The following is a 16,900-nucleotide window of genomic DNA, read 5'->3' as shown; positions in this document are numbered from 1 at the left end:
AAGCTAGTTCCCATAGCTTAAAGCAGAGCAGCTACAGCTGTTCAATAGCCTTACATAGGCTATGGTGCCCCGGTGTTTTCTGTACTGCCATTCTCCCTGGTGGTTGTACAGAAGTCACAGGGCACTATTGTCGGCCATTTTTCAGACGTTCAGATAATCCAGCATGCCTTCTGCGGCCTGGCGACCTTCGAAGATGGCAGTGACCACCAAGTCTGAGCCTCTGACCATGTCGCCACCGGAGAATACCTTGGGGTTACTGGTCTGGAACGCATATTTACCTTTGGCTGGTGCCCTGACCCGGCCCTTTTCATCCAGAATAATGCCGAAGTCTGCAAACCAACTGGCCGGACTGGGTTGAAAGCCAAAGGCGACAATAACCGCATCGGCTTCCAGGATATGCTCAGAGCCGGGCACGGCTTCCGGACTGCGACGACCCGCTGCATCCGGTGCGCCCAATTGGGTTTTCACCAGTTTGACGCCACAGGCGTGACCGGCTTCATCAACGGCGATATCCAGCGGTTGCAGGTTAAACTGAAAATCCACGCCTTCCTCACGGGCGTTTTGTACTTCACGGCGCGACCCAGGCATGTTTTCCTCGTCGCGACGATAGGCACAGATGACCTTTTCAGCACCCTGACGCACCGCCGTGCGCACACAGTCCATGGCGGTATCACCACCGCCCAGCACCACCACTTTCTTGCCTTGCATATCCACATAGTCACAAGCCGATTGTTCCAAGCCCATGAGCTTATTGGTATTGGCAATCAGATAGGGCAGGGCTTCATACACGCCGGGCGCGGATTCGTTAGCAAAACCGCCCTGCATATATTTGTAGGTGCCCATCCCCAGAAATACCGCATCGTATTCATCCAGTAACTGCTGGAACTGAATATCCTTGCCGATTTCGGTATTTAGTACGAACTCCACGCCCATTTCGGTAAAGATTTCGCGGCGCAGTTGCACCACTTCTTTTTCCAGCTTGAAGGCCGGGATACCAAAGGTCAGCAGACCGCCAATCTCGGGGTACTTGTCGAATACTACCGGGGTCACGCCATTGCGAACCAGAATATCGGCACATGCCAGACCTGCTGGGCCAGCCCCGACAATGGCGACCCGTTTATCGGTTTTGACTACCCCGGACATGTCCGGCCGCCACCCCATTTTAAAGGCGGTATCGGTAATAAATTTCTCGATAGAGCCAATGGTCACCGCGCCAAAATCGTCATTCAGGGTGCAGGCCCCTTCACATAAACGGTCTTGCGGGCACACCCGGCCACAGACTTCCGGCAGGCTGTTGGTTTTGTGTGACAGCTCGGCGGCTTCCAGAATCCGCCCTTCATTGGCCAGTTTTAACCACTGCGGAATATAGTTGTGCACCGGGCACTTCCATTCGCAGTAGGGGTTACCGCAGTCCAGACAGCGATCGGCCTGACCGGCAGCCTGACTGTCACTCATAGGTTGATAAATCTCGGCAAACTCGCTGCGACGAATAGCGGCGGGCTTTTTCGGAGGATCGATACGTTCAACATCGACAAACTGATATACGTTCTTTGCCATACTGCTTGTTCCTCCTTACTGGGCCTGCACGCGCAACTCGGCGCTGGAACGGCTGATATGTCCCAGCAGATTCTTAACGTCGCTGGTCTTTGGCTTAACCAGACGGAACTGCTTCAGGTATTTGCTAAACTGGCTGAGGATCTCAAGTGAGTGCTCGCTGCCGGTTTCTTCGTAATGTTGGTTGATAAGACCACGCAGGTGCTCGACCAGGATGGGTTTATCTTCAACCCCCATCACTTCCACCAAATCGCCGTTAACGCGACGGTCAAAGTCATTGGCCTGATCCAGTACATAGGCAAAGCCACCGGTCATACCGGCCCCGAAGTTGACCCCGGTTTGCCCCAAAATGGCGACGATGCCGCCGGTCATATATTCACAGGCGTTATCACCGGTGCCTTCCACTACGGCAATGGCCCCCGAATTGCGAACTGCGAAACGTTCACCGGCTCGGCCAGCAGCAAAAAGTTTGCCGCCCGTTGCGCCGTACAAACAGGTATTACCCATAATCGCGCTGTCGCGGGTCGCGTAGTGCACACCAACCGGTGGGTGGATGGTGATCTTGCCACCGGTCATGCCTTTACCCACATAGTCGTTGGCATCACCAATCAAATGCAGCTCCAGACCGCCTGCATTCCATACGCCAAAGCTTTGACCCGCTGTGCCGGTTAAGGTGATACGCAGCGGATAATCCGCCATCCCCTGGTTGCCATGTTTTTGGGCGATAAAGCCAGAGATGCGCGCGCCCACCGAACGGTCGGTATTACGGATACTGTAGCGCCAGTTACCGCCTGACTTGTTCTCTACGGCAGTTTTAACATCGCCGAGAATGCGCAGATTCAGCTCGCCCTTATCCATTGGTGCGTTGGTCACCTCAGAACAGAATAGTCTGGTATGTTCGCCGGCCTGGGGTTTGGCCAGAATCGGCGATAGATCCAAACGCTGCTGGCGGGCATTGATACCGTCAATCACTTCCAGCAATTCGGTACGGCCAATCAGCTCTTCCAGTTTACGTACGCCAAGGGCAGCCATCAGTTCACGCACTTCCTGGGCAATAAACTTAAAGTAGTTCATGACCATCTCGGGCAGACCGATAAAATAGTTGTCCCGCAGGTTCTTATCTTGCGTGGCCACCCCGGTGGCGCAATTATTCAAATGGCAGATACGCAGGTATTTACAACCCAGTGCCACCATCGGGCCGGTGCCAAAGCCAAAGCTTTCTGCCCCCAGGATGGCGGCTTTAATCACATCCAGGCCGGTTTTCAGACCGCCGTCGGTCTGTACGCGTACTTTATGACGCAGGCCGTTTTCCACCAGGGCTTGCTGGCTTTCTGCCAGCCCCAGTTCCCAGGGGCTGCCGGCATATTTAACCGAGGTCAGCGGGCTGGCCCCTGTACCGCCGTCATAACCTGAGATGGTAATCAGGTCGGCATAGGCTTTGGCCACACCAGTGGCAACAGTGCCGACACCTGGCTCAGATACCAGTTTGACCGAGATCAGGGCGTTGGGATTGACCTGCTTAAGATCAAAAATCAACTGCGCCAAATCCTCGATAGAATAAATATCATGGTGTGGCGGCGGTGAAATCAGGGTGACACCGGGTACCGAATAGCGCAGCTCAGCAATGTATTTGTTGACCTTATCGCCGGGTAGCTGTCCGCCTTCACCGGGCTTGGCACCCTGTGCTACTTTAATCTGCAGCACGTCGGCATTGACCAGATAGTGCGGGGTAACGCCAAAACGACCAGAGGCCACCTGTTTGATACGGGAATTTTTCTCGGTACCGAAACGGGCCGGATCTTCCCCGCCTTCGCCGGAGTTAGATTGACCGCCCAGTCGGTTCATGGCAATGGCCAAAGCCTCATGCGCCTCAGGGCTTAATGCACCGATACTCATGGCTGCCGTATCGAAACGTGGGTACAGCGTTTCTGCTGCTTCCACTTCATTGATATCAATGGCCTGGTCGCTGAATTTCAGCTTGAACAGATCGCGGATATGGGCGGCAGGACGCTGGTTAACTAACTCGGCAAAGGCCTGGTAGTCGGCATAGTTGCCACTGACTACGGCTTTTTGCAAGGTGCTGACCACGTCGGGGTTGTAGGCGTGGTATTCACCGTCGTGCACATATTTAAGCAGGCCGCCATGGCTGATGGTTTTGCGCTTAATCCAGGCAATGCGGTTAAGGTTTTGGATGTCCTGCTCAAAATCATCGAAGTTGGCACCCTGGATACGACTGGGCACACCCTGGAAGCACAGCTTCATCACGTCCTGGTGTATACCTATGGCTTCAAACAGCTTGGCGCAGCGATAGCTGGCCACGGTGCTGATGCCCATTTTCGACATAATCTTAAACAGGCCCTTATTAATGCCCTTACGGTAATTCAGCACGGCGTCCATTACCGGAATATCCAGTTCACCCTTGTCGGCCATTTGCTCAATCACTTCGTAGGCCAGGAACGGGTATACCGCAGTGGCACCCAGGCCTAGCAGCACGGCAAAGTGGTGTGGATCGCGGGCTGAAGCGGTTTCGATGACGATATTGGCGTCACAGCGCAAGGCTTTTTCCACCAGACGACGCTGTACAGCGCCGACAGCCATAGGGGCCGGAATCGGCAGACGGTTAGCCTTGATTTTGCGGTCCGACAGGATCACAAAGGCGGCCTTTTTTTGTCTGACCAGATATTCGGCCTCATCACAAACCCGCTTAATGGCGGCTTTCAGGCCTTCTTCCGGCTGATAGTTCAGATCAATGACTTCTGAGTAATAATGCTCGGAGTCAAATTCACGCAACTGTTTCAGGTCGGTGTAGAGCATAATCGGCGATTCAAACAGCACCCGATTGGCGTAACCCGAGGTTTCGCTGAATACATTCTGTTCGCGGCCAATACAGGTGGCCAGCGACATCACATGGTTTTCCCGCAGCGGGTCGATTGGCGGGTTGGTGACCTGGGCAAACTGCTGGCGGAAGTAGTCGTACAAGGTTCGATGCTTGCTAGACAACACAGCCATGGGGGTATCGTCACCCATTGAGCCTACGGCTTCCTGGCCGTCTTTGGCCAGTACCTTAATAACCTGCTGAATCTCTTCGTAGCTGTAATTAAACTGCTTGTAGTAGGTATTCATCATGTCGTCATCAAACAGCCGCACACCAATCAGACTGGCATCGCATTTCTGAATGGGCAGCAAACGACTGATATGCTTGTCCAGCCATTCCCGGTAAGGATGGCGGTTTTTCAGATCTTCATCTATTTCACTGGAGCGCAGTACTTTGCCGGTGTATGTGTCCACCGCCAGCATTTCGCCGGGACCGACCCGGCCTTTTTCCAATACGTCTTCTGGCTGGTAATCCCAGATACCAATTTCTGAGGCCAGGGTAATCAGGCCATCTTTGGTAATCACATAGCGGGCCGGACGCAGGCCGTTCCTGTCCAGGTTACAGGCTACATGACGACCATTGGTCATCACGATGCCAGCCGGGCCGTCCCAGGGCTCCATATGCATGGAGTTAAATTCATAGAACGCCTTCAGGTCCGGATCCATGGTGTGGTTATTCTGGTAAGCAGGTGGCACCAGTAAGCGCATGGCACGGAATAAATCCATACCACCGGCCAGGAACAACTCCAGCATATTGTCCAGTGACGAGGAATCAGAGCCCTCGAAGTTCACAAAAGGGGCCGCGTCATGTAAATCGGGCAACAGCGGCGTGCGGAACTTATAGGTACGGGCTTCGGCCCACTCGCGGTTACCACGAATAGTGTTGATTTCGCCATTGTGAGCCAGGAATCTGAATGGCTGGGCCAGCGGCCATCTGGGCAGCGTATTAGTAGAAAAACGCTGGTGGAAAACACAGATAGCCGATTGCATGCGTTCGTCTGCCAGATCCTGATAGAAATTAGGCAGATCTTTGGGCATCACCAGGCCTTTATAGATGGTGACCAGATTCGACAGACAGGCAATGTAAAAGTCCGGATCATGGCTCATGCGTTTTTCAGCACGGCGACGCGCCATAAACAAACGGCGTTCCACATCTTTCTTACGCCAGCCTGGCGGGGCATTGACAAACACCTGCTCAATCTGGGGCAGACCGGTTAAAGCCAGTTCACCCAACAGCGCCGGATTGGTTGGCACCACGCGCCAGCCCTGTACATCCAGAGTTTCTTTTTGCAACTCTTCATTAAGGATATCGCGAGCTTGCTGGGCCAGTACCGGATCCTGGCTGAGAAATACCATGCCGACGCCGTATTTCTTGGCCAGCTTCCAGCCATTTTCCTCGCCAATAGCGCGGAAGAATGCATCGGGTTTTTGCAGCAGTAAACCACAGCCGTCACCTGTTTTGCCGTCTGCGGCGATGCCGCCCCTGTGCTGCATACGATCCAGCGCATGGATGGCGGTCTTTACCAGACTGTGGCTGGCCTGCCCTTGTGTATGGGCGATCAGGCCGAAACCACAGTTATCCCGAGAATCGTTCGGGTTATATAGTCTCATTACTCATGACTCCTTCAACCGTTCGACTGGGCAGGGTGATGTTTTTATTCAGGGATGGCATGTGCTGGACTCTTTTTGGTCCGTTTTATCATGCGCCTGTGTCGTTAGGATGACCTATTACAGGTTCTATTTTTATTTGGGGTTACCAGTCTTTCTTTCTGAACAGAGCGGTTTATTCCTTACCGCCGCTATTCTTATCGCACCGGACGTATCCAGTATCGACGCCTCTTGGCCCAATGGCCGGTTCCGCATTCCTATTTGTATATTGGCCGACCTCAAGCCTGTCTGCACCAATAACGAATCTTTATGCACTCATAAAGTGCGGCTAATGAAAATACCACAATGCTTCGACAAATCAATTCCCCCTTAGCAATAAGCTTGGAATGGTGATGGCTATTTTTGTCTAAAGTTAGGATAAAAGTTTCAAAATGGTCGCCATCTGACCAATTTGATGTTTTGGTTTTTAGCATATAACTAAAAATCCTAGTGACACAGGCAGGCTGAAAATGGCGAAGAAGGTGGTTTGCCAAGAATACTTTGGTTGAATTTATATCCGTTAAATGTGAATAAAAATTCCGACTGGAACACTTGGTGATTTAACTGGGACCGAGATAACGGGTACAAATTCAGCTTGGGGAATCCGCCATGCTCTTGCTAGGATGCCGACAACTATTGTCAGTGGAAATTCTCTTCATGCAGCCAGCTTCCAATCAAAATGAGTCATGGGCTATTCGTTTTGCCCAGTTTGTCGGGCGCTTTGGCACCTTGCGAATCAGTATCCTGTTTGTGTTGCTGACCTTGATGTTTACCATCGCTGGCTCTTACTTTATCCGTTTATATATGACAGGTGAAGTGCATCTGGAAGACTTTGTCTCTGCCATTATGCTGACACTACTGAGTGCGCCCTGGGTGCTGTATTTTTTCAGTGAACTGGTCAGGCAACTGGAGACCAGCCGCCACAACCTCAAAGATGTGGTGGCGCAGTTAGAAAGTCTGCGCGAAGAGGATGTGCTGCTAAACCGTGAACTGCAGAATAATATCCGCCAGCTCAATATTGAGATTGAAGAGCGTCGTAAGGCGCAGGAAGACAGAGAGAAAGTCTTCGCCGAGCTGGAGCAGGAGATTCATGAGAAGTCAGAAAAAGAGCAACAGGCTCTGCGTTTATCTACCTTGTTGCGCTCTATTATTGATGCCAGTCCGGATTTAATTTACTACCGCAATGAAGAAGGGCGCTTTGCTGGTTGTAATACCGTGGCAGAGCAAATGACGGGTAAGACCGAAGCGCAGCTGATTGGCCTGACTCCCCATGAAGTGTATGACGAAGATCTGGCCCGGCAGGTGGTGGAAAGTGACCATGAAGTGCTGGAGAACAATATGGGCATCACCGAAGAGCTGTGGCTGCGCTTTGCTGATGGCAGCAAGCGATACTACGAAATGCGCAAGGTGCCGTTTTTTGACAAAGAGGGTAATCGCCTGGGTCTGCTGGCCTTTGGCCGGGATATTACCGAGCGTAAACATTCGCAGGTGGCATTGGAAAAAGCCAGCCGGGATAAGACCGCCTTTATTGCCACGATCAGCCACGAACTGCGTACCCCTTTAAACGGCATTGTCGGCTTAAGCCGCATGCTGCGTGACACAAAGCTAACCGATGAGCAGTACAGTTGGGTCAGCACCATCTACGCCAGTGCCATTACTCTGGGCAATATCTTTAACGACATTATTGATCTGGACAAGCTGGGCCGGGACAAGCTGGAACTGGCATTAAAAACCGTCAGCCTGAAAGATTTCTTCGGTGAATTGTCCAGTATTATTCAACTGCTGGTGGCCGATAAGAACCTGAATTTTCAGACCCAGATGCTCGAGCCGTTGCCGGATTTTGTCGAAGCGGACGGCACCAGATTGCGCCAGGTACTATGGAATCTGCTGTTTAATGCGGTGAAGTTTACCCAGCAGGGCTCGGTCAGTTTTACCCTGTCGGCAGAAACGCCTAAAAACGGTATCTGTAACGTGCTGTTCAAGGTGGCAGATACCGGGGTGGGGATCCCGGAGGAAGAGCTGCATAAAATCTTCGCCATGTATTATCAGGTCAAACATCCAGATCACCAAAGCGCAACCGGCACCGGGATTGGCCTGGCTATCTGTAAAAAGATGGTTGAACTGATGCACGGCGATATCCGGGTCAGCAGCGAAGTCGGCAAGGGCACTTGCTTTACCGTTGAGTTACCCCTGGCTATCAGCACCCGTCCGGCCCAGTTGGCTGAAATCAGGGTGACGGGTCTTAAAATCCTGCTGGTGGAAGATATTGAACTGAACGTGATGGTGGCCAAAGCGCTGCTGGAAAAACTCGGTCAGAGCGTGGAAGTGGCCATGACCGGCCGACAGGCACTGGAAATGGCGCGGGCCAATGAGTACGACCTGATTTTGCTGGATATTCAACTACCTGATATGACTGGTTTTGACGTGGTTGGCAAAATGCACGAGGAAGAACTGGTTACCGGCACGCCGGTCGTGGCACTGACGGCCAATGTGATTAAGACCCGCCAGGAATATCTGGATCAGGGTATGGATGACGTGATTTCCAAACCAATCAAGAAGAGCAGGGTGGTTGAAGTCTTTAATCAGCTGTTCTGTGATGCCTCTGAGCTGCCTCGTTTACCTGAAAACAACCAGAGTAAGAGCGAATCCGTGCTGGATCTGGAGATGTTGCAGATGCTGGTGGACACCATCGGCGCGGAAATGCTCAGCACCAGCGTTAATGTGTTTAACCAGAGTATTCCTCAGTATATGGAGATTCTGCTTACCAATCTAAGCGCCAAAGACAAGGACGAGGTCTGTGCCCAGGCCCATAAGATTAAAGGCGCGGCAGGCTCGGTGGGGCTTTCCAGGGTGCAGAAAATTGCCAATCAGATTCAGCAGGGCGACCACCCAGCCTGGTGGCAGAATGTGTATGACTGGGTAGAAGAGCTGCAGGAAGCCCTGAAACTGGATATGCAATCTCTGCATAACTGGTTGTCTGATCAGACCATTGACGACTAGCCAGCAACATCCCGATTAGCCTTCGTGGTTGAAAACTCTTGCACCACGAAGGTTGCCAAAGCAACACTTTGCAGCCATTGACTCTGTTTACTCCTAAGCTCCCAATACTTAATGCAATCGTTTCCATTCTGGTGAAGCAATTCTTGCTGCTGAAACGGCCTGTTAGACGATACTCTTGCCAAGTCTTGTAACTAATTTGTAACTGCAACAGTAGTGGAAACCTTAAATTAACATTTTTTACACAAAATCCGGCCTTGATTATTGCAATCGATTGCAATTCGATCTACTTTTAAGCTATCTCAGCTCACACAGTGGCTGACAAGGTGGCTACAAACTCCCTGTCAGACCAGATAAAAGCTAACTAAGTCAAAAAGATAACTGGGGACCAGCAATGAAAAGCAATAAACTCATCCTGGCTTTGGCCGTTTCCACCGCCCTGAGCGGTCATGCCTGGGGGCAAGAAACACCTGATAATAAAGAACAGGCCAAGGATTTTGAGCAAATCGTGGTAACAGGTACACCCACCGGCACCGCTGTGCGTAAAGTAGATGCCGGCTTTGCCATAACCAACCTGTCGGCCGAAGCCATTAAGAAGCTGGCCCCTAAGAGTACCGCAGACTTATTTAAGGCTGTGCCCGGCGTCTGGTCTGAGAGTTCCGGCGGGGTATCCGGGGCCAATGTGTTTGTGCGCGGTTTCCCTGGTACCGGAGATGCCCCGTTTCTGACCGTGCAAATGGAAGGGGCGCCCTTGTATCAGCCGCCAACTCTGTCATTCCTGGAAAACTCCACGCTGTTTCGTATGGATGAAACTGTGGCTTATATGGAAGGCCTGCGTGGTGGTACTAACCCGGTGATCTCAAACGGCCAGCCCGGCCTGACCACCAACTTCCTGCTGAAAGAAGGTTCGGATATTACCGAAGGGGTATTTAAATACAGCACCTCAGATTATGACCTGCAACGCGTGGATGCCATGGTCAGCGGCGCCATCTCGGACGGTCTTTACTATATGGTGGGCGGTTATGTTTCCAGCTCGCCGGGCATTCGCGATGCCGGATTCAATTCCGAGAAGGGTCATCAGTTCACTATCAATATCACCAAAGAACTGGATAACGGCAAAATGAACTTCTACACCCGGGTCACAGATGACCATGGTGTCTGGTATTTGCCTACCCCGCTGGTGGATGGGGTAGACAACCAATATACCCAAATCGGTACCCTTAACCGGCAGGCCAGCATTCAATATGGCCCGAATGGCAGTAGCACCCAGGCCTTTGACTTTGGTAATGGTCGCGGCTGGGACGGTTCGGTGTCCGGTGGTAAAATCCAACTGGAATTTGCTGACGGCTGGCAGTTCTCGGACCGCTTTAATTTTACCAAGGGCGATGCGAATACTTATGGTTTAGTACCGGAAGGTGCACCCACTACTTTGGCTGCGGTAGCGGATAACGGTGAAAGTGCTACCGGTGCGGTGACAGGCAAAACCTATGCAGGCAACACCTTGGTGCAACAGATTGGCCGTTGGGTGGTGTTGAAAGAGATTGAGTCTTTTACCAACGACTTGTCGCTGACCAAACAAATCGACGCCCTGAAGGTGACATTCGGCCTGTATACCTCCAACTTTGAAGCCAAAGACTGGTGGTCAATTGGTAATCAGTCATATCATGTGGTGGCGCCGGGCGGCGAGAATCTGACCGGCATAGATTGTAACGATAATGATGACAGCTGCACTTGGAATTACGATATTAATGCCACGGGTGACGGCTCCACCCGGGCGTTTTATACCGCCTTTGAATATAAGGCCACTGATGATCTGACCCTGGATTTGGGTATTCGCCGTGAAAATCACAAGATTGACTATTCGGTGGATGAAGATCTGGACGGCACTATCAACAAGCCAGTGCAATACGATGAGGACACCACGTCCTGGACGGCTGGGGCCAATTACATGCTCACTGACAATTCCGGCATTTTTGCCCGGGTCAATGACGGCAGTAAAATGCCTTATTTCGATGATTTTCGTGATAACTATGGACAGTATGAAATCGGTAATGACCTGATTTTCGATGTCACCCAGTATGAGCTGGGTTATAAGCTGGCCGCTGATAATTACAGCCTGTATGCCACGGCTTTCTTTAACGAAGTGGAAAGCAGCACGGTAACCCGTCCGGGTGAACCGGCCACCTTGTCGGTAAACGAAGCAAAAGGTATTGAGCTGGACGGTAATTACACCTTTGATTTTGGCCTGAACCTGAATCTAAACGCTACGATTCAAAGCACGGAAATTACCAAAAGCGCTGATATGGATTTGGTGGGTAACGAGTCGCAGCGTCAGCCTGGCTGGCAGTTGCGTCTGACCCCAAGCTATGATGTTGAACTGGCTGGCGGCAATTTTGTGACGCTGTATGGTACTCTGACGTCAGTAGATGACCGCTGGATCAGTAACGAGAATCTGGGCGAGCTTGACGGTTATACCAAGATTGATCTGGGCGCATACTGGGAGGTGACAGACCAATTGAATGTGCGCCTGTCGGTGGACAACCTGACCGATAAAGACGGGCTGACCGAGGGGGATCCCCGCAACCCCACGGCACCTAATGGCCGTTACATTATGCCAAGGTCAATGAACCTGAGCATCGGCTACAACTTCTGAAGTCGTTGATAGAAATAACAAAAGGTGGCAGCTCGCAGCCACCTTTCGCTTTTCCACCGGTGGGGCAATTTGATAACCTTGCCCCAACACCCATCTGAATAAGCTGATCCATGACGCGCGCCAAAAGCATTGCCGATATTGCCAAACTCCTTGGCGTTTCCGAGTCCACCGTTTCCCGCGCGCTGAATGACAACCCGCTGATTGCCGAAAAAACCCGGCATAAGATTCAGCAAGTGGCCCGTGAACATAATTTTAAGATCAATGCTAAAGCCCGGGCATTGCGTACCCAGAAAACCATGGTGATTGCCGTGGTGGTGTTGTTCAAAGAGCGCACCGAACAGGGTATTTCTGATCCCTGGCTGTTGGATATGCTGGGTGCCATTGCCGATGAACTGACTCGTCATGGTTACGACATGTTGCTGTCTAATACCCGCACCGCCTCAGACGATTGGCGCGACTACTACTTCGATTCCAAACGTGCCGACGGCCTGATTGTCATCGGGCAGGGGGAGCATGATGCGCGCATTGATCGTTTGGCCGAACAGGATTGTCCTTTTGTGGTGTGGGGGGCAATGTTACCGGACAGTCAGTATTGTACCGTTGGTAGCGACAATAAGATGGGCGCCTTTCTGGCCGTTAACCATTTACTTAACCAGGGCTGCCAGCGTATTGCCTTTCTGGGCGACACCAGTCACAGCGAAATGGAGCAGCGCTGGCAGGGCTATTGTCTGGCCCTGCAGCAAGCCGGTATCCAGGTGGATGAATCGCTCAGACTGGAAACCGATTTTACCAGCGAAGCGGGTTATCGCAGTGCAACCCGCCTGTTGGAAAATGGCGCAGGGGACGTGGATGGTATTTTTGCGGTTAGCGATGTGATTGCGCTGGGCGCAATGAAAAAGCTGATTGAAGCGGGCAGACACATCCCTGCAGATATCGCCATGGTTGGGTTTGACGATGTGGCCTTGTCGATGTTCTGCCATCCTTCACTCACCACTATCCGGCAGCAGACACTGGAAGGGGGCAAATTGCTGGTGCGTAAATTGTTAGACAAACTGGCCGGTAAAACCGTGCGTTCACAAGTCATGGATGTGCAGCTTGTGGTGCGTGAATCCAGCCGCAAAGCACTTTGATCTGTATTGGCGCAAAACCAGTTGGAGTTATGCTTACCGTTGCGAATCTTTCTCTTTCATCGGGCATAGCTTACAGAGGGCTGGCTTGAAAAGGTTGTGCCATACACTTTGTCGTAATAGCGGGTAAGCTCTGCATGCAAGGAAACATCAAACCAATTCAGATGGCTTTGCAGATACGCAGAAGTCTGAGACAAAACGGCAATACGCTTGGACAGGACGCCCGCAGCATAGCGCCCGGTTTCACTGTTGGAGCACAAGATAAAACCAATATTATAAGCCGGCGTTTCCTTCAGGCTGAAACTTTGGCTTGTTGTCTGGCCTGATTGCCCGGCATAGAGTTGATATATATTGGGGAATTCCAGTAAAGCATCAATACGCTCTGACCTAAGCATGGCAATGACACCGGCGCCCATGTCTGTGCCCGCCCGCCGATAGAGTAAATCAGATGTCAGAAACGGCCGCAGTGCCTGGTCTACCGCTCCACCATAGGAACGACCTTCCACAATACCCAGTTTAAAAGCGGCTCCTTGTTCAGTCAGCAGATCAACAATGGATAGCCCTTGGGTTGTGGCTTTGTGCAGAATTTGGGGAAATCGTGCGGCAGTATCGCGCACATATAAGCGCAGCCCCAGCACCACCGCCTGAGGAAGCTGGGTTGCCACGCTGAATTCCTGGCGGGCCGGCGTGTAAATTCTGTCACCCACACAAATATCATCGCGTTGCGCCAGAAGCTTTATGGCCCGTTGTGGATTGCTGACTTCGATGCGCACTTGCAAATCCGGCAAGTCCTGTAAAATCAGATCGCGGGTTTGCTCATCCAGTCGCACTTGCTTGTCAAAACCCGGTGCGGCATCCGCCAACCAGGTAATGCTTTGCCCCCAGCCCGAAAAAGACACCAACAGAAATAGCCACCACAACTTCAACGCGTTATTCCCGGTTAACAAATGGCCGCGGATTCTACGTTATGTAGTCTGGTAGAACAATATTTGTGCAGATATAGTGCTGAAATTGACCCTGACCAATTATCCTTAGCCTGTAGTCGGAGCTTTACGCCCAAGCATCAACACCTCATCGAGATCCAGTTGGCCTATCTGTGCATAGACCAGATTGGCGTCTGTAAGCAGCTGTTTTTCACCTATGCCCACAGCGTACATACCGGCATCGAGAATGCTTTGCAGGCCAGCCAGCGAATCTTCCACCCCGACACAATGTTGCGCTGGTATACCAAGCGCCTTAGCCACGGTCAGAAAGATTTCCGGATGGGGTTTGCCTTGCCTTATGGCGGCGGCATCGGCTACGTAGTCAAATGCTGCGCTGATTCCCAGCTTATTCAGCACCATGGCAGCATTCTTACTGGCTGACGCCAGGCCTATGGCGATTCCCGCCTGTTTCAAGCGGTTGAACAGCGGGTGAACACCTTCAAATAAATCGGCATCGCTGATATTTTCAATCAGTTGCTGGTAATGTGTGTTCTTTGCTTTTGCCAGCATGTCCTTTTCATCGCTGGGGAGCTGCAGGCCACCTTTATCCAGAATAAACTGCAATGACCCCATACGGTCGACGCCTTTGAGTTGTTCGTTGTCTTGCCGGTCAAAGGGCACACCAAGCTTGTGTGCCAGGGCTGACCAGGCCTGGAAATGGTACTCTGCGGTATCGGTTAACACCCCGTCCAGGTCAAAAATCACGGCTTTGATACTCATGACTGCACCTTTGCGATATGCAGCGTTTGGTTGCTGCTTAGGGTGAGTTCCTGCTGGTGATGGCGGATGCTGAGCGTTGCACCTCGCTTGAGGAGATAACGCACGCCGTCTTTGGCCACAGAGACCTGTAAGTGCCGCCCCTGATATTGCAGATTGAAGCTGTAACTGTCCCAGTGGGCAGGTAAATGCGGTGTGAAGACCAGCTCATCCGGGCGTATCCTCAGCCCGGCAAAGCCCTGCACAATGCTCATCCAGGAACCCGCCATACAAGCAGTGTGAATACCATACTCGGTGTTCCCATGGCGGTTATCTATGTCCATACGCACGCTGTCATGAAAAAACTCATAGGCGCGCTGATACTGGCCAGTTTCAGCAAACTCAATGCTGTGAATGCAACTGGACAGGGTGGAATCATGGGTAGTGAGCGGCTCATAGTAAGCCAGATTCCTGGCTTTTTGCTGCTGGTCAAAGGCGTCATCCAGTAAAAACATGGCCAGCACCACATCGGCTTGTTTTAACACCTGGTGGCGATAAATCACCAGGGGATGGTAATGCAGCAGCAAAGGGTATTTGTCTGCGGGAGTGTTGGCAAAGTCCCACGGCTTTTTATCCAGAAAGCTGTCATCCTGGGCATGGATGCCGAGCTTTGCATCATAAGGCAGATACATCTTGTCTGCCGCTTTTGCCCAGCTTGAGATCTCTGCGTCATTCAAACCAATACTTTTGCATAACAATTGGTAAGCAGGACGATTTTTGTCCTGGAGTTTAGCGGCAATTTGTACCGCAAAGCGCAGATGCGCCTGGGCCATGGCATTGGTGTAGAAGTTGTTGCTGACAATGGCTGTGTATTCATCCGGCCCGGTTACTCCGTCGATACAGAAGCGATCTTGTTTTTGCGGGTTAAAATGCCCCAGACTGAGCCACAACCTGGCGGTTTCAAACAACATCTCAGCGCCCATGTCCTGCATAAAGGTCCAGTCTGCTGTGGCGGTAAAATAGCTGCGAATGGCATGGGCAATGGCGGCGTTAATGTGATACTGCGCGGTGCCTGCCGGGAAAAAGGCCGAACATTCGTCGCCGCCAATGGTGCGCCAGGGATAAAGTGCACCACGGGAATGGGACATTTGCCGGGCACGCTGACGGGCTCCATCCAAAGTGCGATAGCGGAATGTCAGGCACTGTTTGGTTAGCTCCGGGTTAGTGGCGGTCATCACCGACAGAATATAAATTTCGGTGTCCCAGAAATAATGACCATCATAACCGTGTCCGGTCAGCCCTTTTGCCCCCATATTGCAGTGGCCGTTCTTGCCAATGGACATAAATAAATGCAGTAGATTAAAACGCATGCCTTGCTGCAGTGCCGGGTCACCATTGATCTGCACATCGCTATTTTGCCAGAACTCGGCCACCTGATGCTTATGCTCTGCCAGCATCTGGTCCCAGCCCATGGTTTTGGCCTGTTGCAACTTATCCTGGCAAGATAGGAGTAGCTCGCCGAACTCCATTTGTTGGTCATGTTGATAGCTGATAAATTTATCCACGATCAGCTTAACCCCTTGCACCAGTCTAAACCGCCACTGCTGGCCAACTTGTTTATCGCTGTTGATGTGCGAAATATTGTCCGCTGGCTGTGATGCACTGACAGCAGTGGCCGAAGCAATGCGGAACGGGCCGTCTTTTACCTGATGCAGCATCCAGGCTTGTTCATCGGTGCTCTGTTGCTGGTGTAGCATCAGACTGTCATCCAGACTGAGCACACCTACTCTGGGATCATCTTTATTGGGGCTGAACTGATAAGCGGCATCCAGCAGGGTGCTGAGATCAATGTCACCACTGAAATTCTGCGCCACAATTTCCATGCGCTGACAGATCAAATTCGGCTGGCTGAGTGACGCGAAACGGCTGGTGGTCAGCAGAATTTGTTTGCCTGTCGGACTTTGCCAATGCATTTGCCGGTGTAAACTGGCAGAGCGAAAATCCAGCCAGCGTTTACCTGCTGAGGCATCAGACAGATTGACCAGCTGATTGTCCAACCTTAACTGCATTATCTTGCCATTGGGGACCAGCTGCATTTTCTGGTTGTGGCTGGCATAGCCATAGGCCACCTCACCATAGGTGATTTTCTCGCTATGGTAGACGCCGTTTAAATAGGTGCCTTCGCAGCTTTGCTGGCCTGGTTGTGAGCCTTCTTCCATGGTACCCCTGGTACCCAGATAACCATTGGCCAATGCAAACAAGGTTTCTTCCAACATTGCTTGTTCAGGTATCAACCGGTCAATTTCAAGTTGCCAGGGCTGAGGGGTGAAAAGCAGGTGTTTGGGTGAAACGTTCATAGCAGCGATAAA

Annotated in this window: 8 protein-coding genes; 3 read left to right on the top strand and 5 right to left on the bottom strand. The window is 51.8% G+C overall.

Annotation, left to right across the window (positions count from 1 at the left end; all coding sequences use genetic code 11):
• Positions 1-141 precede the first annotated feature (141 nt).
• Together ABD028_RS09495 and gltB are read right to left on the bottom strand one after the other, a co-directional pair.
• Positions 142-1,557, bottom strand: coding sequence for an FAD-dependent oxidoreductase (locus tag ABD028_RS09495; RefSeq protein WP_102797290.1), 1,416 nt, complete (start codon positions 1,555-1,557; stop codon positions 142-144).
• Positions 1,558-1,572: 15 nt separating this feature from the next.
• Positions 1,573-6,039: a glutamate synthase large subunit gene (gene gltB / locus ABD028_RS09490; protein WP_343844433.1), complete on the bottom strand. Its 4,467-nt coding sequence runs from the start codon at positions 6,037-6,039 to the stop codon at positions 1,573-1,575.
• Positions 6,040-6,732: 693 nt separating this feature from the next.
• Between gltB and arcB the strand changes: the two genes are divergently transcribed.
• From arcB to ABD028_RS09475, 3 genes are all read left to right on the top strand, one after another.
• Complete coding sequence (gene arcB / locus ABD028_RS09485; RefSeq protein WP_343844431.1) at positions 6,733-9,075, top strand: aerobic respiration two-component sensor histidine kinase ArcB; 2,343 nt, start codon at positions 6,733-6,735, stop codon at positions 9,073-9,075.
• Between the two features lie 391 nt (positions 9,076-9,466).
• Entirely contained in the window at positions 9,467-11,725 is a 2,259-nt protein-coding gene (locus ABD028_RS09480) for a TonB-dependent receptor (RefSeq protein WP_343844430.1), read from the top strand.
• A 110-nt stretch (positions 11,726-11,835) separates the two neighbouring features.
• On the top strand, positions 11,836-12,855 hold the full coding sequence (locus tag ABD028_RS09475) for a LacI family DNA-binding transcriptional regulator (protein WP_343844429.1): 1,020 nt from the start codon (positions 11,836-11,838) through the stop codon (positions 12,853-12,855).
• A 56-nt stretch (positions 12,856-12,911) separates the two neighbouring features.
• Here ABD028_RS09475 and ABD028_RS09470 read toward each other — a convergent pair whose 3' ends face one another.
• The 3 genes from ABD028_RS09470 to ABD028_RS09460 all read right to left on the bottom strand — a co-directional run bounded on the left by ABD028_RS09470 (position 12,912) and on the right by ABD028_RS09460 (position 16,888).
• Positions 12,912-13,778 (bottom strand): hypothetical protein, encoded by an 867-nt coding sequence (locus ABD028_RS09470; RefSeq protein ID WP_343844428.1) that lies wholly within the window; start codon positions 13,776-13,778, stop codon positions 12,912-12,914.
• Between the two features lie 105 nt (positions 13,779-13,883).
• On the bottom strand, positions 13,884-14,555 hold the full coding sequence (pgmB, locus tag ABD028_RS09465; protein ID WP_343844426.1) for a beta-phosphoglucomutase: 672 nt from the start codon (positions 14,553-14,555) through the stop codon (positions 13,884-13,886).
• Positions 14,552-16,888 (bottom strand): glycoside hydrolase family 65 protein, encoded by a 2,337-nt coding sequence (locus tag ABD028_RS09460; protein WP_343844424.1) that lies wholly within the window; start codon positions 16,886-16,888, stop codon positions 14,552-14,554. The genes pgmB and ABD028_RS09460 overlap by 4 nt, the downstream gene beginning before the upstream one ends.
• Positions 16,889-16,900 lie beyond the last annotated feature (12 nt).

The organism is Bowmanella denitrificans (assembly GCF_039522935.1).
Taxonomy (GTDB): Bacteria; Pseudomonadota; Gammaproteobacteria; order Enterobacterales; family Alteromonadaceae; genus Bowmanella; species Bowmanella denitrificans.
This window is presented reverse-complemented; position numbering and strand designations above follow the sequence as displayed.

Bases quoted from the DNA above. Each gene is read 5' to 3' on its own strand.
- ABD028_RS09495 (WP_102797290.1), bottom strand. From the start codon at position 1,557: ATGGCAAAGAACGTATATCAGTTTGTCGATGTTGAACGTATCGATCCT.
- gltB (WP_343844433.1), bottom strand. From the start codon at position 6,039: ATGAGACTATATAACCCGAACGATTCTCGGGATAACTGTGGTTTCGGC.
- arcB (WP_343844431.1), top strand. From the start codon at position 6,733: ATGCAGCCAGCTTCCAATCAAAATGAGTCATGGGCTATTCGTTTTGCC.
- ABD028_RS09480 (WP_343844430.1), top strand. From the start codon at position 9,467: ATGAAAAGCAATAAACTCATCCTGGCTTTGGCCGTTTCCACCGCCCTG.
- ABD028_RS09475 (WP_343844429.1), top strand. From the start codon at position 11,836: ATGACGCGCGCCAAAAGCATTGCCGATATTGCCAAACTCCTTGGCGTT.
- pgmB (WP_343844426.1), bottom strand. From the start codon at position 14,555: ATGAGTATCAAAGCCGTGATTTTTGACCTGGACGGGGTGTTAACCGAT.
- ABD028_RS09460 (WP_343844424.1), bottom strand. From the start codon at position 16,888: ATGAACGTTTCACCCAAACACCTGCTTTTCACCCCTCAGCCCTGGCAA.